The 19,073-nt window shown below is 71.2% G+C and carries 19 protein-coding genes; 7 read left to right on the plus strand and 12 right to left on the minus strand.

Annotation, left to right across the window (positions count from 1 at the left end):
* Window positions 1-307: 307 nt before the first annotated feature.
* From ACF1AJ_RS06790 to ACF1AJ_RS06810, 5 genes are all read right to left on the minus strand, one after another.
* Window positions 308-2,311, minus strand: coding sequence for a family 43 glycosylhydrolase (locus ACF1AJ_RS06790; protein ID WP_391506657.1), 2,004 nt, complete (start codon window positions 2,309-2,311; stop codon window positions 308-310).
* A gap of 318 nt (window positions 2,312-2,629) precedes the next feature.
* A complete protein-coding gene (rpsO, locus tag ACF1AJ_RS06795) occupies window positions 2,630-2,899 on the minus strand; it encodes a 30S ribosomal protein S15 (RefSeq protein ID WP_018190446.1) in 270 nt (89 codons plus the stop codon).
* 133 nt (window positions 2,900-3,032) lie between these two features.
* Window positions 3,033-3,800: a VOC family protein gene (locus ACF1AJ_RS06800; RefSeq protein WP_391506658.1), complete on the minus strand. Its 768-nt coding sequence runs from the start codon at window positions 3,798-3,800 to the stop codon at window positions 3,033-3,035.
* Between the two features lie 71 nt (window positions 3,801-3,871).
* Window positions 3,872-4,468: a TetR family transcriptional regulator gene (locus ACF1AJ_RS06805; RefSeq protein ID WP_391506659.1), complete on the minus strand. Its 597-nt coding sequence runs from the start codon at window positions 4,466-4,468 to the stop codon at window positions 3,872-3,874.
* Window positions 4,469-4,475: 7 nt separating this feature from the next.
* Window positions 4,476-5,858 (minus strand): PLP-dependent aminotransferase family protein, encoded by a 1,383-nt coding sequence (locus ACF1AJ_RS06810; protein ID WP_391506660.1) that lies wholly within the window; start codon window positions 5,856-5,858, stop codon window positions 4,476-4,478.
* Between the two features lie 161 nt (window positions 5,859-6,019).
* Between ACF1AJ_RS06810 and ACF1AJ_RS06815 the strand changes: the two genes are divergently transcribed.
* Window positions 6,020-6,460, plus strand: a complete 441-nt coding sequence (locus ACF1AJ_RS06815) for a carboxymuconolactone decarboxylase family protein (protein WP_391506661.1) — start codon at window positions 6,020-6,022, stop codon at window positions 6,458-6,460.
* A gap of 353 nt (window positions 6,461-6,813) precedes the next feature.
* On the opposite strand, the gene ACF1AJ_RS06820 is transcribed toward ACF1AJ_RS06815, so the two are convergent.
* Together ACF1AJ_RS06820 and ACF1AJ_RS06825 are read right to left on the minus strand one after the other, a co-directional pair.
* Window positions 6,814-7,188, minus strand: a complete 375-nt coding sequence (locus ACF1AJ_RS06820; protein ID WP_391506662.1) for an FKBP-type peptidyl-prolyl cis-trans isomerase — start codon at window positions 7,186-7,188, stop codon at window positions 6,814-6,816.
* Between the two features lie 191 nt (window positions 7,189-7,379).
* The gene (locus tag ACF1AJ_RS06825) at window positions 7,380-8,774 is read right to left on the minus strand and encodes an FAD-binding oxidoreductase (protein ID WP_391506663.1); all 1,395 of its coding nucleotides are present in this window, start codon (window positions 8,772-8,774) and stop codon (window positions 7,380-7,382) included.
* Window positions 8,775-8,837: 63 nt separating this feature from the next.
* Between ACF1AJ_RS06825 and ACF1AJ_RS06830 the strand changes: the two genes are divergently transcribed.
* The 6 genes from ACF1AJ_RS06830 to ACF1AJ_RS06855 all read left to right on the plus strand — a co-directional run bounded on the left by ACF1AJ_RS06830 (window position 8,838) and on the right by ACF1AJ_RS06855 (window position 13,788).
* Complete coding sequence (locus tag ACF1AJ_RS06830; protein WP_391507450.1) at window positions 8,838-10,427, plus strand: AlkA N-terminal domain-containing protein; 1,590 nt, start codon at window positions 8,838-8,840, stop codon at window positions 10,425-10,427.
* A gap of 31 nt (window positions 10,428-10,458) precedes the next feature.
* Window positions 10,459-11,223: a glycosyltransferase gene (locus tag ACF1AJ_RS06835; RefSeq protein WP_391506664.1), complete on the plus strand. Its 765-nt coding sequence runs from the start codon at window positions 10,459-10,461 to the stop codon at window positions 11,221-11,223.
* 17 nt (window positions 11,224-11,240) lie between these two features.
* Window positions 11,241-12,116 carry a fumarylacetoacetate hydrolase family protein gene (locus tag ACF1AJ_RS06840; RefSeq protein WP_391506665.1) on the plus strand — a complete coding sequence of 292 codons (876 nt, stop codon included), beginning with the start codon at window positions 11,241-11,243 and terminating at the stop codon, window positions 12,114-12,116.
* A 30-nt stretch (window positions 12,117-12,146) separates the two neighbouring features.
* On the plus strand, window positions 12,147-13,064 hold the full coding sequence (locus ACF1AJ_RS06845) for an alpha/beta fold hydrolase (protein ID WP_391506666.1): 918 nt from the start codon (window positions 12,147-12,149) through the stop codon (window positions 13,062-13,064).
* A gap of 112 nt (window positions 13,065-13,176) precedes the next feature.
* Window positions 13,177-13,389 carry a hypothetical protein gene (locus ACF1AJ_RS06850; protein ID WP_309858145.1) on the plus strand — a complete coding sequence of 71 codons (213 nt, stop codon included), beginning with the start codon at window positions 13,177-13,179 and terminating at the stop codon, window positions 13,387-13,389.
* Window positions 13,390-13,503: 114 nt separating this feature from the next.
* A complete protein-coding gene (locus tag ACF1AJ_RS06855; protein ID WP_391506667.1) occupies window positions 13,504-13,788 on the plus strand; it encodes a hypothetical protein in 285 nt (94 codons plus the stop codon).
* 152 nt (window positions 13,789-13,940) lie between these two features.
* Here ACF1AJ_RS06855 and ACF1AJ_RS06860 read toward each other — a convergent pair whose 3' ends face one another.
* The 5 genes from ACF1AJ_RS06860 to ACF1AJ_RS06880 form a co-directional block, all read right to left on the minus strand.
* Entirely contained in the window at window positions 13,941-14,306 is a 366-nt protein-coding gene (locus ACF1AJ_RS06860; RefSeq protein WP_391506668.1) for an ABC transporter substrate-binding protein, read from the minus strand.
* 112 nt (window positions 14,307-14,418) lie between these two features.
* Window positions 14,419-15,984, minus strand: coding sequence for an aspartate ammonia-lyase (locus ACF1AJ_RS06865; protein WP_391507451.1), 1,566 nt, complete (start codon window positions 15,982-15,984; stop codon window positions 14,419-14,421).
* A gap of 188 nt (window positions 15,985-16,172) precedes the next feature.
* Window positions 16,173-17,555 carry an aldehyde dehydrogenase family protein gene (locus tag ACF1AJ_RS06870; RefSeq protein ID WP_391506669.1) on the minus strand — a complete coding sequence of 461 codons (1,383 nt, stop codon included), beginning with the start codon at window positions 17,553-17,555 and terminating at the stop codon, window positions 16,173-16,175.
* Between the two features lie 301 nt (window positions 17,556-17,856).
* Window positions 17,857-18,540 carry a tRNA (guanosine(46)-N7)-methyltransferase TrmB gene (gene trmB / locus ACF1AJ_RS06875; protein ID WP_391506670.1) on the minus strand — a complete coding sequence of 228 codons (684 nt, stop codon included), beginning with the start codon at window positions 18,538-18,540 and terminating at the stop codon, window positions 17,857-17,859.
* A gap of 34 nt (window positions 18,541-18,574) precedes the next feature.
* Window positions 18,575-18,868 (minus strand): hypothetical protein, encoded by a 294-nt coding sequence (locus tag ACF1AJ_RS06880; RefSeq protein WP_391506671.1) that lies wholly within the window; start codon window positions 18,866-18,868, stop codon window positions 18,575-18,577.
* Between the last annotated feature and the right edge of the window lie 205 nt (window positions 18,869-19,073).

A 19,073-nucleotide genomic window follows, 5' to 3' on the forward strand; every position in this document is an offset into this window, starting at 1 on the left:
CCCGCCCCCCCCGCCCGCCCACCCCACGGCCCGCCCGACGGGCGGTGCGCCCGCCGCAAAACCGCACTTGCGCCACGAATCTCGCGCCTACTGAGGGTGACGCTGCCGGAGATTTGGCGCAAATCTCGGTTATGTGAGCGCCATAACGATGATTTGGCGCAAATCGCGGGGCGACGGGAAGGGAGAGCCCTTGCCGGGATGCGGTGAGCGCGGGAGAGTCGTGGCATGAGCCACCGAGACGACCGCGCCGACCAGCTGACCACCGCCCCCTCCGCCGACGAGAGCGACGCCGACCCGCGGATCGAGGTCAGCGAGGGCTCGGAGGGCCGCCGCCGGATCGACGTGCGCGAGGACGCGAAGGTCCGCCCAGGAGCGGACCCCGAGCACCGCTGACCCGCACCACGACGCCGGCGGCCGCGAGCAGGGCCGCGAGTCCCGCGATCCAGGCGTCCGAGGTCGAACCGCTCGCGGCGAGTTCCGCGGTCGGGTTCAGCGCCGCCGGATCCGTCGCGCCTCCTCCGCCGCCGGGCTCTCCGGCCCCGGGAGCCGCGGCCGCTCCGTACACCCGCACGTAGTCGAACGTTGTCGTGAACCCTCCCGCCGCCATCGACACGAGTCCCAACCGGGGCGGCGTCGTCTGCAGCGGTGTCGTCCAGGCGCCTGCCTCATCCCACGTCGCGCCGTCGTCCGCGCTGGTGGATGCGGTGTAGACGTTCTCGGTCGCGGTGTGCGTCCTGCTCAGCCGCAGAACGGTCGCCTCCGCCACCGGTCCGCCGACGGCGTTGCCATACGTGGGATACCCCGGGCCTTCCGCCGTCTCCCGCTTGCCGAACTCGGTCTGCCGGGTCTCCCAGATGGAGGTGACCGAGAGCTTCACGAAGTCGGCGTCGCCCTGGTGGATGACCAGGCCTCCCTGCGCATAATTCTGGCAGCATCCCTCGCTCGGTACGGTGCTCGACACCCGCGTCTCGACGACGTAGTCGCCGCTCGGGAGAGCCCGGAGGGGAAGTCCGGCGGCTCCCGGGTCGGGGCCGAGATCGGCCGCCTGGGTGTCCCAGTGCAGCGCTCCCCCGGAGAGGGATCGCGTCGTCGCGCCCGGATCGCGTTCCCACGTCCAGGCAGGGTCCATCTCCGCGCCGTCGAACTCGTCCGAGTACGCGGGAAGCAGGGTTCCGCGGCCGGGCGGCGCGACGAACGTCGGCACATAGGCCGCCGGATCACCCGCCGTCACCACAGGAGCGGGCTGCGGGGAGTCCGACGGCCCCGCCCCGCCCCGCACCACCGGCCAGCCGTCCTTCCAGTCGAGCGCATCCATCAGCACCGGACGTTTGGTGTACGTGCCACCGCCCGCGACGTACGGGTCGGTGCGGTCGACCGCGTGGTACAGCATCCAACGCTGGCCGGTCGCATCGACCGCGCTCGTGACGTGGCCGGTCCCGATCCAGCGGTTGCCGTTCTGGTGCAGCACCGGAGTGCCGCCGACGCGCGGGTCGAGCAGCAGTGCGCCGGTCCGGTCCTCGAACGGACCGGTAGGCGACGTCGAGCGTCCCGCGAACACGCCGTATCCCGTCAGCGGCCCCGAGCAGCAGTTGGTCGCCGAGCCGAGCAGGTAGAACCAGCCGTCGTGCTCGATGACGTGAGTACCCTCGTACCGGTTCGGGATGGCGACCTGCACCTGGCTGGCCGGGTCCGAGTGCAGACCGTCGGCCGAGAGCTTCCGCACCGAGAGTCCGCCGTAGTAGCTGCCGAAGTACAGGTAGCGCTCGCCCCCGACGGTGATCAACTCCGGGTCGAACACCCACCGCCGGTCGGCGGGGTCCGCGCTCCCCGGCGCCGGCATCGGCTCCACCACCGGACCTCCCGAGTCGACCCAGGGCCCGGCGGGGCTGTCGCTGGTGGCGACACCGATCGCCGAGCCGCCGCCGGGCGCCACGGTGTTCGTCGCCGTGTAGTACAGCAGATAGCGGCCGTCGACGTACGCGACGTCGGGCGCCCACATGTCGCCGTCGCCGATCCAGGCGGGCTTCGTGGGCAGCGCTTCACCGACGAACGACCAGTGCACCAGATCGGTGGAGCGGTAGGTCGGGATGCTCGAGAAGACGAGCGAGCCGTCGGGGTTCCGCAGCGACGAGTCGACGACGTCGCGCGTGCAGTACAGGTACCACGCCGGATCGGCCGGATCCTCCGACCGGATGACGTCCGGGTCGGCGCACTGCTCGGCGAGCTTTCCGCCACCCAGGTCGAGGGGCAGCGGGTTGCTGTACGTGGCCGGCGCGGCGGCGGCGGGATGCGCGGGCGCTGCCGCGATCACTCCCGCAGAAAAGGCCAGCGCTGTAAGCGCAGAGAGGATGGGCAGAGACACTCGGCGCGGGATCACAACTCTCCTTTGAGACGGAACGTGCGCCCAACGCTACAGCGCTGTAAACGATCCGCCAAGAGCATGAAAGCACCACTGCGCGGCCGCCATGGCGGAGATTTGGCGCAAATCGTGGCTCTGGACTCGGCATAACGGAGATTTGGCGCAAATCGTGGCCGTGCCGGCAATGCAGAACGGGCCGCCACCCGAAGGTGACGGCCCGTCTGTAAGAAGTTCGCGGTGTCTATCGAAGACGCCGACTTCCGGCTGCGGTTATCGACGCAGACCGAGGCGCTCGATCAGCGAGCGGTAACGGTTGATGTCGATGTCCGAGAGGTAGCCGAGGAGGCGGCGACGCTGACCGACCAGCAGAAGCAGGCCACGACGCGAGTGGTGGTCGTGCTTGTGCTCCTTGAGGTGCTCGGTGAGATCCTTGATCCGCTTGGTCAGGATCGCGACCTGCACCTCGGGGGATCCGGTGTCACCGGGGTGGGTTGCGTACTCTTCGATGATCGCCTTCTTGGTGTCTGCATCCAGCGCCATAGAGGGATCCCCTTTCTGCTCGTTGCGCGGTGCCCGGGGCCTGATGCCTGGGCTCTCTTGATCCGCGGCCGTTAGACGGCAACTGGAAGAGTCTACCAGAGCATCCGGGGCGCTCCCGCCCCGCGGCCACCGCTCAGGACGGCTCCGGCTCCGGCTCGAGAAGGGCGAATCCGGCGCCCTGCGGGTCGACGATCTCGGCCCACCGACCGACACCCGGAGCGGAGAGCGGTTCGGTGCGGAGTGTCCCGCCGAGCTCCGTCGCACGCACGATCGCCGCATCCAGGTCGGCCACGTTGAAGTACACGAGCCAGTGCGCAGGCTCGACGCCGTCCGACCGGTAAGCGCCCGCCACGCTCGTCCCGCCGACGTCGAACAGCCCGTAGGGCTCCTCCCCCACACGCATCTCGCTGATGCCGACGCCGAGCACCGACTCGTAGAACGGGAACGTCGACGCCGGGTCGGCGGCCACCAGCTCCAGCCAGTCCACCGCGCCGGGCTCGTCGCGCAGCCACGGGTCGCCCTGGTCCTTGCGCTGCCACAGTCCGAAGACCGCTCCGGCCGGATCGGCGACGATGGCCAGCCGGATGCCGGCGACCGGTTCCCCCGGCTCCAGCAGCACCGAGCCTCCCGCGGCCGTCACGGCCTGCGCCGCGGCGGTCAGATCGTCGACGGAGAAGTAGGCCGTCCAGCTCGTCGGCACGTCGTCCGAGGGGAGCGGGCCGAGCGCGGCGACGGGCACACCGCGCTCGCTGGCCAGCGCGAAACCGTTGGAATCGGCCGACGGCGCCGACACATCCCATCCGAACAGCGATCGGTAATAGGTGGCGGCGGCGGGGTGGTCGGGGCTCTGGAGGTCGACCCAGACGGGCGCGCCCTGCGGGAATGCGTCTTCGATCGGCATGGGCTCACGCTACTCGCCGCCGGGCAGCGCGGCGAGAGCCATCCCCAGCGGCGTCGAACAGCCGGATGCGGTCAGATGCCGCGCAGCACCTGATCCAGTGCGGCCGCGACCACGGGGCCGGGCGGTCCGTCGTCGTGGCGCGCCCACCAGACGAGCGCCGAGAAGTCGGCCGACCCGATCGCGTCGGCGAGCACCTGCACGCGCAGTCCGTCCGGCTCGGCTCCGAGGCGGCGGGCGAGGAAGTCGACGAGGATGCCGCGGTTCGCCGCGATCGCTGTGAGGCCGAATCCGACGAGTGCGGGGTGCGTACCCATCAGCGCCATGCGCCGGCGGGTGGCCTCCTCGGCCTCGGGACTCAGGGTCAGCGACTCGCTCACCGCGCGCGCCAGCACATCCCGCACGGGCTCGTCGTCCTCCGCTGCGTCGAGCACGTCGTGCATCCGCCCGACCACCGGCTCGATGCCGCCCCACACCAGTGCCGGCTTGCTCGGGAAGTAACGGAACAGCGTGCGCCGCCCGATGCCCGCCACCCGGGCGATGTCGTCCATCGTGGTCTGCTCGTACCCGTGCTCGTCGAAATGCCGAAGGGCGAGCAGCGCCACCCGCTCGGGGTCGACGTCGGCCGGCCGGCCGCGACGGCGGGTGACGGGCGCATCCGGCGAGGTCATCCTCCGATCATCGCATTGCTTCGCCCGGCGCCGACGCTCGCGCGCGCTCGACGGCCTGGGCGAGCGTGCGAAGGCCGTCCGGGATCTGCTCCACCGGGATGCCGCCGAAGCCGAGCAGGAGGCCGTCAGGCCCCTCCCCGACCCGAAACCGAGACACCGGCTGCACGGCGACGCCCGCGACCGCGGCCCGTTCAGCGACCCGGCGGCCGTCGATGCCGCCGTCCGCCCCGTCCGCGAGCAGCGCCAGGTGAAGGCCGGCGGCGGACGGTACCAGGCGGAGGCCCGGCAGCAGCTCTCGCGCCGCACGGACGAGCGCGTCGTGCCGCTGCTCGTAGACGCGGGTCGCGGAGCGCACGTGCCGCGCGAAACCGCCCGAGTCGATGAAGCGTGCCATGGCGCGCTGCGTGACCACGTCGTTGTGCCAGTCGCTCAGCCGCTTGGCATGCCGAAGAGCGGGCAGGAGGCCCGGCGGGGCGACGACGAATCCCAGCCGGAGCGCCGGTGCCATCGTCTTCGAGAAAGTGCCGACGTAGACCACCCGGCCCTCCGCATCCAGTCGCTGGAGCGGGTCGAGCGGCCGCGCGCCGAACCGGTACTCGCTGTCGTAGTCGTCCTCGATGACGACCGCGTCGTTGCGGGCGGCCCACTCCAACAGGGCGACCCGTCGTTCCAGCGGGAGAACGCCGCCCAGCGGGAACTGGTGGGAGGGGGTCACATACAGCAGGCGTGCCGGGGGCAGCAGGTCGACGCGAAGCCCGAACTCGTCCACCGGGACGGGCAGCACCCGAGCGCCCGTCGTCTCGAACAGCTGCCGGACGGGCGGATAGCCGGGGTCCTCGACGAGGGCGGTGTCGCTCGGCGTCAGCAGCACACGGGCGAGCAGGTCGAACGCCTGCTGCGCGCCGTTGGTCACCAGCACGTCCTCGGGACCTGCGGCCACCGAGCGTGCGAGGCCGAGGTGCCGCGCTATCCCCTCGCGCAGCCGGTCGACACCGGCCGGGTCGGTGTAGAGGGCCGAGCGGGCGAAGCCGCCGCGGAGCTCGGCGGTGACGTAATGCCGCCAGGTCTCCAGCGGGAAGAGGGCGGGATCGGGCGAGCCGATGCTGAAGTCGTAGGCGATCGGGCGCGGCTCGGTCCACAGCGGGTCGTCGAGGTCAGCCCAGGTCGCATTCGGTCGGGCGGCGCCGCGGGGGGTGTCCGCAGCGCCGGGGCGGGCCGGCGCGCCCGTGTAGGCGACGAACGTGCCCGCGCCCACCCGGGCGGCGAGGTACCCCTCCGCCGTCAGCCGCTCGTACGCCGTCGAGACCGTCGACCGTGCGACCTGCAGCCGCTCGGCGAGTTCGCGCGTCGCCGGCAGCCGCTCTCCCCGCCGCAGGCGCCCATCCACCACGGCGTCGCGCAGCTGGCGGTAGATGCGGTCGGCGCGATCGCCCCGGCCGTCGATGGCGACATGCAGGTCCAGAATGCCCTCCGAGCCTCGAGGAATGGCCTGATCAGAATCGATCGGAATGGATCTTACCCCCGGCCAATCGCGTTCCTAGCGTGGAGGACATGACAGAACGCATCCAACTCCCCACCATCGTGCCCGAGGGCTACCGCAAGGTCATCAACCTGGACGGCTACGTCGGCGGCAAGGTCGAGGAGCCGCTCGGCGACCTCATCAAGCTGCGCGCCTCACAGATCAACGGCTGCACCTACTGCGTCGACATGCATTCGGTCGACCTGCAGGGTCGCGGCGTGCCGCTCCGCAAGGTCTTCGCCGTCTCCGCCTGGCGCGAGTCTCCGTGGTTCACCGACCGCGAGCGCGTCGCGCTGGAGCTCACCGAGGCGGTGACCCTCATCCACGAGGACGGCGTCTCGGACGACCTGTACCAGCGGGCGCTGAGCGAGTTCGGCGAGGAGGGCCTGGCGAACGTGCTGCTGGCCATTGCGACCATCAACATCTGGAACCGCATCGCCATCCCGACCCGGATGCAGCCGCCCGCGCTGTAGGCCGTCGTCCTCCGGGTGCGGTCCTACCCGATGCCCCTCACACGCGCGCCCGCTCGCCGGAAAGGGAGGACATTCCGCCCCTCAGCCGGCCGCTTCGCCTCCGTTCGCGGCATCCTGCGGCGTGTCGGCGGCGGATCTCCCCCGTTTCCGATCCGACCCACGGTCGAGCGGCGACTAGCAGCTTTCGGAGGAGATCCGGCGGGTGATCGCCCCGAACGCCGGGAATGGAGGGGATGATGTCGGCCTCGGCCGGTATCCCCTCCGTTTCCGACGCGCACGGCACGGGACACCCCGAACGACGAAGCGCTCCCCCGGCCGTGCCGAGGGAGCGCTTCGTCGTTCGGGTGATGCGTTCAGCTGACGCCGAGCAGGTCGATCACGAAGATCAGGGTCTTGCCCGACAGCGGGTGACCGCCGCCGGCCGGGCCGTAGGCGAGCGCCGGCGGAACGGTGAGCTTGCGGCGACCGCCGACCTTCATGCCGGGGATGCCCTCCTGCCAGCCCTTGATGAGGTTGTTGAGCGGGAAGTTGATCGACTGGCCGCGGCTCCAGGAGGAGTCGAACTCCTCGCCGGTTTCGTACTCGACGCCGAGGTAGTGCACGTCGACCTTCGCGCCGGGGGTGGCCTCGGGGCCGGTGCCCTCGACGATGTCGACGATCTCGAGGATCTCGGGAGCCGGTCCCTCGGGGGCGTCGACTTCCGGCTTCTGGTTGGTGTTCTCTGCCATGTCTCCCATCCAACCGGTGCCGGGGTGCGGCGTCAAAGCGCGTTCGCTCAGCGCGCAGCCGCGATCGGGGGTTGCGTTCCCTGCGCGCCGGGGGCATCCTTGACGCATAACTCGATCCCCCGGGAGCGCTGCAGGCATCGCCGCACCACCGGGGGTCGAGTCTGTTAAGGCCTCGTGCGGGTCCCCACGCGTCAGGCGCCGAAGACCTTGCCCGGGTTCAGGATGCCGAGAGGGTCGAACACCGACTTCAGCTTCACCTGCAACTCGTAGGAGTCCGGTCCGACCTCGTCCGCGAGCCAACGCCGCTTGAGCACGCCGACGCCGTGCTCCCCGGTGAGGGTGCCGCCGAGGGCGATGGCGGTGCGGAACAGGTCGTTCGCCGCATCCCACACGGCGTCGGGCACCGTATCGCCGGTATAGACGAAGTTGGGGTGCAGGTTGCCGTCGCCGGCGTGGGCGACGGTCGGGATCGGGATGCCGTACCGATCGGAGATCCGCTCGATCGCGGCGAACATCTCCGGCATCCGCGAGCGCGGCACCGCGACGTCTTCGATGAGCACTTCCCCGGACGAGGCCAAGGCCGGGTGGAACGCGCGGCGGAGCGCGAGCAGGCGCTCGCCCTCCTCCGCGTCCGCGGCGACCCGGACGGTCCCCCCGGTGTCGGTCAGAAGCTCACCGGCAGCGGCGGCGTCGGCTGCCGCGGTGACGCCGTCGAACTGGACGAGGAGGTAGGCCGCTCCGCCGGTCGCGCCGAACGCGTCCTCGATCGTCTCCGGGCCGAGGTACGCGGAGATGCGTTCGAGCGCCGGGGCGTCGAGCAGCTCCATCACGGCCGGACGCAGCCGTGCCGCGGTAATGCGGGCCGAGGCCTGCGCCGCCGCGGTGACGTCGGAGAACAATGCGCCGAGGGTGACCGGCTCCCCCGGCGGGATCGGCTGGACCCGGACGGTGGCGCCCACGATGACGCCGAGCGTCCCCTCCGAGCCCACGAACAGGGCGGTCAGGTCATAGCCGGTCACGCCCTTGACCGTGCGATGCCCGGTGCGCAGGAGGCGTCCATCCGCGAGCACCACCTCCAGGCCCAGGACGGCCTCGCGCGTGACGCCGTACTTCGCGCACAGCAGCCCGCCGGCGTTGGTCGCGATGTTCCCGCCGACGGTGGAGATCGCCTTGCTCGCCGGGTCGGGCGCGAAGAACAGGCCGTACGGCTCCAGTGCCGCATTGAGGTCGCTGTTGACGACGCCGGGCTCGATGACAGCGAGCTGGTCGTCGGCGGAAATCTCGACGATGCGGTTCATCGCCGAGACGTCGAGGACGATGGATCCGTCGGTTCCGTTCGCGCCGCCCGCCAGGCCCGTGCCCGCACCCCGCGGCACGACCGGGACGCGGAACTCGCTCGCCGCCCGCAGCGTGGCCTGCACGTGCGCCACCGACCGCGCGGTCACGATCGCGAGCGGGCGGCCCTGGGCCACCCATCCCGAGCGGTCGGTGCGGGCGGCGTCGAGGAGAGCGGGGTCGGTCGTCAGCACGCCGGCGTCGGCGGCCTCCTCGCCGAGCGCGGCCGCGAGCCAGTCGAGTACGTCCATGCCCCCAGGCTAGCGATCGGCGGCGCCTGCGACCTCGCGGTCATGTCCGATTTCCGCTATCGGATGTCGGCGGCGGCTGTCACGCTGGTGGACATGAGCACGCTGCAGCATCCCCGGTCCGGCGCATCGACCACGCCTGCCGACAGCGCCGACGGCCGCCTCGCCGACCCTGTGTTCGCCGAGCGCTACCGGGCGATGAGCGCGAAGGATGCGCGGTTCGACGGACAGTTCATCACCGGCGTGCACACCACCGGCATCTACTGCCGTCCGAGCTGCCCGGCCGTCACGCCCAAGCCCGGCAACGTCACCTTCTATCTCACCGCGGCGGCCGCGCACGAGGCAGGGCTCCGCGCCTGCAAGCGCTGCCTCCCGGATGCCGTGCCCGGTTCACCCGAATGGAACGTGCGCGACGACCTCGCCGCACGCGCCATGCGCCTCATCGCCGACGGCACGGTGGAGCGGGAGGGCGTGCCCGGCCTCGCGCACCGGCTCGGCTACACCCCGCGGCACCTGAACCGCGTGCTCACCGCCGAGCTCGGCGCCGGCCCGCTCGCTCTCGCCCGCGCCCACCGTGCGCAGACCGCGCGGCTGCTCCTGACCGGCAGCGACCTCCCGATCACCGACGTGGCCTTCGCCGCCGGCTTCAGCAGCGTCCGGCAGTTCAACGAGACCATGGCCGAGGTCTACCGGCTCACGCCCGGCGCCATCCGGACCGCCGCCCGCCGCTCCCCCGCCGCCGCTCACCGCGAGCCCGGCACGGTGACGCTGAGCCTGCGGCTGCCGGCCCGTGCGCCGTTCGACGGCGCGTCGGTGCTGTCCTTCCTCGCAGCCCGCGCGATCGACGGGATGGAGGCTCCCGGCGCGGCCCACGGCTCAGGCGACATCGGGTACGCCCGGGCGCTCCGGCTCCCGCACGGGCCCGCGGTGGTGCGCTTGACTCTCACCGGCACGGCGACGTCCCCTGCGGTGCAGTGCGACGCCTCCCTCGCGGATGTGGCCGACCTGGCCCCCCTGGTGGCGCGCGTGCGACGTCTGCTCGATCTCGATGCGGACGCCGAGGCCATCGACGCGGTCCTGGCCGCCGATCCGGCGTTGGCGCCCAGCGTCGCTGCGGCACCCGGCCTGCGCGTGCCCGGAGCGGTGGATGCGGAGGAGATCGTCTTCCGTGCGCTCATCGGGCAGCAGGTGTCTGTCGCCGCAGCGCGGACCGCCCTCACCCGGCTCACGGACGCCCTCGGCGAGCCCATCGACCTGCCGGTGCCCGGCGGCGGCGCTTTCTCCCGCCTCTTCCCCACCGCGGCCGCGATCGCCGAGCGCGGGCGGGACGTGCTCCGCGGACCGTCGCGCCGGATCGACGCGATCGTCGGTGCCGCCGAGGCGCTGGCCGACGGTCGCCTCACCATCGACGTCGGCGAGGCGCGTGACGACCTCGAACGCCGGCTGATGGAGCTGCCCGGCATCGGCCCGTGGACGGCCGGATACGTCGCCCTGCGCGTGCTGGGCAGCCCCGACATCCTGCTCACGGGCGATCTGGCACTCCGGCAGGGTGCCGCGCGGCTCGGTCTCCCGGGGGATGCGCGCGGGCTCGCGGAGCACGGTGCACGCTGGGCTCCCTGGCGCAGCTATGCCGGGCTGCACCTGTGGCGCGCCTGAAGCCGGGCGCGCGGCCGCGTACGATCGAGACGTGCCCTCCCTGTCCGTCGTCATCCCGGCCCTCGATGACGCCGAGATGCTCACCCGCTGCCTGGAAGACCTCGCTGCGCAGTTGCGTCCCGCCGACGAGATCATCGTGGTGGACAACGGCAGCAGCGACGGCACCGCCGATGTCGCACGTGCGGCAGGGGCGACCGTCGTCGAGCAGCCGCACCGCGGGATCTGGCCTGCCGCATCCACTGGGTACGACGCCGCGAGCGGCGACATCATCGCGCGCCTGGATGCCGACTCGCGGCCGCCGGCCGACTGGCTGCTCCACATCGAGGCCGAGTTCGTCGATGCGCCCGAGCTCGGTGTGCTCACCGGCCCCGGCGTGTTCTACGACGGCAACACCGTGGTCGCCGGAATCGGGCAGGTGCTCTACATCGGCGGCTATTTCTGGTCCATGGGGCTGTGGCTCGGGAACCCGCCCATCTTCGGCTCCAACTTCGCGATGCGCCGCGAGGTCTGGCTGGATGTGCGCGAGCAGGTGCATCGCGACCGCAGCGACATCCACGACGACCTCGACCTCGCCTTCCATCTGAGCCTCGACACCGCCGTCTGCTACGACGAACGGCTCACGGTCGGCATCTCGGCCCGCCCGTTCTCCACCTGGCGCGGCTTCGGGCGCCGGCTGCGCTGGGCGTACACGACTTTGAGCATGCACCTTCCCGACCAGTCGCCCTGGCGCCGCCGCATCACCCGGCGCCGTCAGGCGCACGACCGCGAGAGGGACGCGCCGGGCGCCGTCGCCTGAACCGATAGCCTGGATCGGTGAGATTCTCGCACCTCAGCACTGCCGCAGATCCCGGGCCCCGCCTGGCCGCCGTCATCGGAGACGGAGCCCTCTTCCTCGACGAGGTGATGGACCGGCCGCCGCGGGACCTGCAGGAGCTCATCGAACGCGGCGAGAACGGCCTCGCCGAGGTGCGTGCGGTCGTCGCCGAAGCGGAAGCCGCCGGCCGCGAGCTGCCGCCGGTGCACGAGTTGCGCCACGCCTCCGCCGTGCTCCGCCCGCCGCACGTCATCGCGATCGGCGCGAACTACGCCGCGCACGCCTCCGAGCTGAAGCTGCGGAGCGAGAAGGCGGCGACCGTCTTCAACCTCTGGCCGAACTCGCTGGCCGGGCATGGCGGAACCACCACCTGGCCGGCCGACCTCTCCACCCAGGTGGACTACGAGGCCGAACTCGGGGTCGTCATCGGCCGCCCCGCGCGCAACGTCTCGGTGCAGGACGCCCTGGACTACGTGTGGGGCTACACGGTCGTCAACGACATCACTGCGCGCGACCTGCAGTTCTCGGAGGCGCAGTGGTCGCGGTGCAAGTCATTCGACGGCTTCACCCCCACCGGGCCCGTGGTCGTCACGGCCGACGAGATCCCCGACCCGCAGGACCTGTGGCTCACCACGAACGTCGACGGTGCCATCCTGCAGGACGCGTCGACCGCCGACATGGTCCGCAGTGTCCCCGAGCTGATCGAGTTCCTCTCGCGCTCGGCCACCATCCCGCCCGGAACACTGATCTCGACCGGGAGCCCGGGCGGCGCGGGCTACTCGCGCACCCCTCCGGTCTTCCTCCGCGACCGCTCCACCGTCACCGTCTCCATCGGCGGGATCGGCTACCTCACCACGTACTGCCGCGTCACCTGATCCACCGGGCGCGCCGGGGTGCGTTAGCGTATGCCTGTGTCGATCGGAGAGCGGCGCCCGGTCACGGGCGGGGACGACGAGGCTGCGCGCCTTGATGCCGCCCTGCCCGATATCGACTGGTCGGTCGCGCCCGTCGGCACGGTCTTCTCCCGCTTCCGCGCACCCAGCGGTGAGCTGGCGGTCGCCGCACTCGGCGACCCGGCCGATCCCCGCGTCGTGCTCATCCCCGGGGTCACCGGCTCCAAGGAGGACTTCTATCTCCTGGCGCCGATCCTGGTGGCGGCCGGCTACTACGTGCAGAGCTTCGATCTGGCCGGGCAGTACGAGTCCGCCGACGCCGGCCCGGTCCCGGGCGGCCACTACACGTACGGACTGCTGGTGGCCGACGTCGTCGCCTTCCTCCGCGACGGCGGCCCCGCGCACGTGCTCGGCTACTCCTTCGCCGGCATCCTGTCGCAGCTGGCCCTGGTGGAGCATCCCGAGCTGTTCCGGTCGCTGACTCTCCTGACGGCCCCGCCGGAGCCGGGGCAGTCGTTCCGCGGCGTGCGGATCATCGGCTGGCTGAGTTGGTTCGCGACGGCCCACATCGGCGCGAGCCTGATGATCTGGGGCATCACGACGAACAAGAACAAGGTCTCCGACAGCCGACTGGCGTTCGTGCGGTCGCGGTTCGCACTCACCCGGCGTTCCAGCGTCGACGACATCGTCGGACTGATGAAGCGGGTCCCGGATGTGCGTGCGCGCGTCGCCGCCAGCGGCATCCCGCTCCTCGTCGTCACGGGCGACCACGACCTCTGGCCGACCCACCTGCACGCCGCGAACGCAAAGGCCCTCGGCGCCCACCTCGCCGTCTACCGCACCGGGCACAGCCCGTGCGAGACCGCCCCGCACCAGCTGGGCCGCGACATGATCGCGCTCTTCCATGAGGCGGAGGCGCGCGAACGCTGAGCGATCCCGACGTGCCGGGTGAGCAAAAAGCCTAGACCCCACATTTGGGGGTACTGACTCGTCTCTACACTGGGCCACGATGAGAGGGCAGCGAGGGGGACGGTATGGATAAATGTCTGAAGACGACTTCCTTCACCCGCCGCACGCGCCGCGGCTCCGCGAACACGTCGGCATGATCCGTTGGCAGCGCATCGGCGACGGTGAGTGGTCGATGGAGACCGCCCGCGGCCAGTACGTCGGCGGCAACAGCAAGGTCTGGCGGGTCCGCCTCTACGACGGCATCGAGCTCGAGTACGACCTCGATGAGTGGGCGCCCTTCAACTGACTCTCTTCCGGTGCCGTCCGCCGGGCCGCACATCGGCCCCGCGGACGGCACCGATTTCTTCTCCCCCTCGACGGGGGAATCGACCTGAGCGGCCGCACAGCCTAGGGTCGCAGCATGATCCCCGATGAAGCGGACGGATGGATGCTCACCTGTGTCCTGGTCGCCCGCGACGGCAGCGAGACCACCCTCTCGGTGCCCTCCCTCTCCCGAACGCCGCCCACGCGCATCCGCCGACCCTCCGACCTGGGAGGCGCCGCCGTCGTCGATGTCTACACGTTGTCCGCGCTGCAGGGCAGTCCGCCCCGCGCGGTGTACGACTTCGAATGCACCGTGCCGCTGAGCACGGACGAGCTTCCGGCCGGCGATATTCCGGCCGCCGGTCCCGCGCCGTCCGACTGACGGGAGTCGGAGAAGGTCGGGTGCCGGCACTCGGCGCAGCGAGATTCCCCGGTGCCGGCACCCTTGTCGTCATGTCGGGCATAACGACCTCTATGCAGGCTTATGCTCACCCTGCCCGGGTCGGGGGCGAAAAGCCTAGACAGCAATGTCCGCTATTGCATGCGCGGCGTGCTCCCCGTTCCCGCGTGCCCCTCCCGGACCACGCCCTGAGCGGTGTAACGGAGCCTGCGCACCCCCTGCAGCGGCCCGGACCGCACCGCCGTCTGCATGTGCAGGAAGAACAGGGTGAACGACCGCTCGACGCTGTCGGTCCCGGAGAGTCCGTGCAGAGCCGCATCGTCGGCGACCAGGCGGGCGTTGGCGAGCAGGGCCTCCTCCTCCACCCGCACCTCCACGATCCCGTCGTCCGGAGTCAGCACCTGCAGCAGCAGGGCGTCGGCGTCCATGACGTGAATGCCCGGCGCCCGTTCCAGCGACCGCAGGAAGCGGTCCACGATCCGTCTCTCGCCTCGCGGCATCCGTCGCTCCTTCCGGCGGAGCCGCCGCTGGGCCAGCGGGAAGGCGAGCATCCGTCCATAGGAGTAGACGAACGAGTCTGCGTTCGATGACGGGGCTGAGGAACCCCGTCGCTCACTCGGTATCGGAGCGCGCCTCGCGGATGGCGTCCGCCTCGATGACCGGGATGGCCGTGGTGACGACCTCCAGGCCGCTCAAGCGCGCGGGCGACAGCAGCCGGGTGACCTCCTCGCGGCTCATCAGCTTGGCCTCGACGACGAGGTCGGCGACGTTGCGTCCGGTCAGGAGAGCCGACTTGGCAAGTGCGGCCGATGCGGCGTAGCCGATGTGCGGCGTCAGCGCCGTGATCACGCCGACGGACGAACCGACCATCGCGCCGAGGCGCTCCTCGTTGGCGGTGATGCCGTCGACGCAGTTGATGCGGAGCGTGCGGAAGGCCTGCGCCATCCACGTGATGCTCTGCAGGAGCGAGTGCGCGATGACGGGCTCGAAGGCGTTGAGCTGCAGCTGGCCGCCCTCCGCCGCCATGGTGACCGTCACATCCGCGCCGGCCACCGAGAAGGCGACCTGGTTGACGACCTCCGGGATGACCGGGTTGACCTTGCCCGGCATGATGCTGGAGCCGGCCTGCCGGGGCGGGAGGTTGATCTCGCCGAGACCGGCCTGGGGGCCGGAGGAGAGCAGACGGAGGTCGTTGCAGATCTTCGAGAGCTTGATCGCGCTGCGCTTCAGCGAGCCGGAGAACGACATGAACGCGCCCGCGTCACTGGTCGACTCGATCAGATCGGGGGCGGTCTCGAGGTTCAGGCCGGTGATGACGTTCAAGTGGCGCACGGCGGCAGCGGCGTAGCCGGGGTCCGCGGTGATGCCCGTGCCGATCGCGGTCGCTCCGAGGTTGATCTCGGCGAGCAGCCACTTCGTCTCGGTCAGGCGCGCGTGGTCCTCCGTCAGCGTGGTGGCGAAGCCGTGGAACTCCTGGCCCAGGGTCATCGGCACGGCATCCTGCAGCTGGGTCCGGCCGACCTTCAGGATGTTGCGGAACTCGGCCGCCTTTGCGGCGAAGGAATCGCGCAGCAGAGCGAGCTCGTCGAGCAGGTGCCCGAGCGCGAAGGTGAGGCCGATCTTGATGGCGGTCGGGTACGTGTCGTTGGTGCTCTGGCTGCGGTTGACGTCGTCGATCGGGTGCAGGTGCGAGTAGTCGCCCTTCTCGTGTCCGTCGAGTTCGAGCGCGATGTTGGCGATGACCTCGTTCGCGTTCATGTTGGTCGACGTTCCGGCGCCGCCCTGCATCACGCCGACCACGAACTGGTCGTGGTATCGCCCGTCGATGATGAGCTGGCAGGCGCGGTCGATCAGCTCGGCCTTGCGCGGCTCGAGCACGCCGATCTCGGCGTTGGCGCGGGCGGCGGCCTGCTTGACGCTGGCCAGTGCGACGATCAGGTCCGGGTAGACGGAGATCGGGCGCTTGGCGATCGGGAAGTTCTCCAGAGCGCGTGAGGTGTGGATGCCCCAGTAGGCGTCGGCGGGGATCTCGCGGCTGCCGAGGGAGTCGGTCTCGACGCGTGTCGCGCGTCCCTCGGCGCTAGGGGTCGGGACGTCGGAGACGTTCTCGGACGCATCGGTGACGACGAGTCCGGACGGGGTGACGACGGGGATGGGGGCTGTCTTCGACTCGTCCATGGTTGCTGTCGGGTTCACGGTTGGCACCGTTGCCTCTCGTTGTGCGTTGGCATGTCTTTCTGGCGCCGGACGTTCGTGGCCTCCGGCAGTGCCGAGCCTACCCCCGGGCCTGTGAGGCCCACTGGACGACCTGTCGCCCATCTCCACACTCCTTCGACACGGTGTCCATCGCCGTCGAGCGTCGAGGATCAGCCCAGCTTGCGCAGCAGACCGCGCGCGAAGCGGTCCTTGGCCTCGGTGTACGGCGGGTAGATCAGCTGCAGGGTGTCGGGGCTGAGCGGCTTGCTCAGCACCGCCTTCTCGTGGCTGAAGGTCCGCAGCGATCGCTCGCCGTGATACGCGCCGGCGCCGCTCTCGCCGACCCCGCCGAACGGGAGTCCGGCGACCGCGAGGTGCGCGGCCGGAACACCGAAACCCACCGCACCGGAGGTGGTCTCGGTGAGGATGCGGCGGCGGGCCGTCGCACTCGAGGTGAACACGTACAGGGCGAGTGGCTTGTCCCCCGCGCGGATGAATCGGATGGCGTCGTCGAGCCCGTCGACGGGCAGGATCGGGAGGATGGGGCCGAAGATCTCCTCCGCCATCGCGGGCGACTCGGGCGCGACATCGGTGAGCACGGTCGGAGCGAGGTAACGGGTACCGGCGTCGTGGTCGCCGCCCAGCGCCGCAGTGCCGGAGCCGAGCATCCCGGTCAGGCGGTCGAACTGACGGTCGTTGACGATGCGGCCGTAGTCCGGGCTCTGCGCCGGGTCGTCGCCGTAGAGGTCGCGGACCGCGTCGCGCAATGCATCGGCGAGACGCGGAACGATGGAGCGTTCGGCGAGCACATAGTCGGGCGCGACGCACGTCTGCCCGGCGTTCATGAATTTGCCCCACGCTATGCGGCGGGCGGCCGCGGCGATGTCGACCGAGGCATCCACGTAGACGGGCGACTTGCCGCCGAGCTCCAGCGTCACCGTGGTGAGGTTCTCGACCGCCGCAGCGGCGACGATGCGGCCGACGCGGCCGTTGCCGGTGTAGAAGATGTGGTCCCACCGCTGGGCGAGCAGGTCGGTGGTGTCCTCCACGCCGCCCTCGACGACCGCGACGGCGCGCGTGTCGAGGTACTGCGGGATGAGGCGTGCCATAGCCGCAGAGGTCGCCGGGGCGAGCTCGCTCGGCTTGAGTACGACCGCGTTGCCGGCCGCGAGCGCGCCCACCAGCGGGGCGAGGAGCAGCTGCACGGGATAGTTCCACGGCGCGATGACGAGCACGACACCGACCGGCTCGAGCATCGTGGACGCGCGTGCCGGGAGCAGCGCTCCCGGAACCGACACGCGTCGCGGCCGCAGCCAGCGGCGCAGGTGCTTCAGCGTGTGGTCGATCTCGCCGACGACGAACCCGAGCTCAGCGATCTGCGACTCGGTCGGGCTCTTCGCCAGGTCGGCGAGCAGCGCATCCTCGAGCTCCGCCGACCGCTCCATGAGCATGCGGCGCAGTGCCCGCAGCTGGCCGAGGCGCCACGCGAGCGGCTTGGTGACCCCTCGCTCGAAGGCGGACCGGAGCTCGTCGACCGTGCGCGCATGCGTCATGCGCCCATCCTACGAACCCGGGCGGTTCCTGCGGGCCGGAGGCGTGCGTCCCGAAAGGGAGGCGACTCGGTGCCTGCGGCCGTCCCCGGCCCTCCGTTTCGCGCGACGCGCCGAGGCCGGGATGCGGATCTCCTCCGTTTCCGCCCTCCGCGGTGGCCGGACGGAATGGGAGGTGAGTCTCGTCGACACGCCGTCCCGATGCGGGAAACGGAGGCGATCCGGCGAGGTGCGCGACCCGATCACCTCCGTTTCCGTCGGGCGGACGGATGGGTCGAGCGACGGGAGGGGTCGGGCAGGCGGGTCAGCGGGTGGGACGGTACGCGAGGTCGAAGATGGCGTGGCCGAGGCGCTCGCCCCGGCGCTCGAACTTGGTGACGGGACGGTCGTCCGGGCGCGGGACGAAGCGCGCATCGCCCGCGAGGTTCACGAGACCCGGCTCGGCGTCGAGCACCTCGATCATGTGCTCGGCGTACGGCTCCCAGTCGGTCGCGAGCCGGAGCACTCCCTCCGGGGACAGCGCAGCGACGAGCAGCCGGGCGACCTCCGGCTGGATGAGCCTGCGCCGATGGTGACGGGCCTTGGGCCAGGGGTCCGGGAAGAAGACGAGGATCTCATCCACCGAGCCCGCCGGGAGTCCGCGCTCGAACACCTCGACGGCGTCGTGCCGCACGATGCGGATGTTCGTGAGTCCGCGATCCCGCATCGCGCCGAGCACCCGGCCGATCCCCGCGCCGTGCACCTCGATGCCGAGGAAGTCGCGCTCGGGGTGGCGCTCCGCCAGGGTCAGCAGGTTCTCGCCGTTGCCGAAGCCGATCTCGACCACGCGGGGCGCTGTGCGTCCGAAGATCGCGTCCAGATCGAGAGACGAGCCGTCGAAGTCGACACCGAAGGTCGGCCACAGCTCGTCGATCGCACGCGACTGGGCTTCGGTCTTGCGGCCGCGCACCACGAAGCTGCGCGGCCGGACGAGGGGGGATGGTTCCATCCCCCCATTGTCCCCGATCCTCTGCGACCTCAGATCAGAGCCAGGCGAACGGCAGCGCCAGGACTCCGAACCCGATGCCGACGAGGGCGAGCAGGGCGAAGAACGCGGCGCCGGCGAGCATCACGGCGTTGAGGACGATGCCCCACACCGCGAAGGTCTTGCCCAGCGGCTCGCGCTTCAGCGCCATGATGCCGACCACGAGGCCGGCGACCGGGGCGATGAGCGTCCAGCCGAAGACGATGGAGGCGAGTCCGAGCGCGAAGCTCGTGATGCTGAGGGTGCGGTCGGGAGTGGCGGTCTGGTACGGGGTGCTGGTGGTGGTGGTCATGTCTCCATCCAACCGATTCGCGCCACTGCCGCACTATCGGGGTACCCCCCGATTCCTCCCTGAGGCCACCCCCAGATTCGTGGGGGGGGGGGGGGGGGGGGGGGGGGGGGGGCCCCGCCCCCCCCCCCGCGGGGGGGGGGGGGGGGGCGCGCGGGGGGGGGGGGGGGCCGCCCGGCGCCCCCCCCCCCCCGGGGGGGGGGGGGCC

Source organism: Leifsonia sp. NPDC014704, from assembly GCF_043083605.1.
GTDB lineage: Bacteria > Actinomycetota > Actinomycetes > Actinomycetales > Microbacteriaceae > Leifsonia.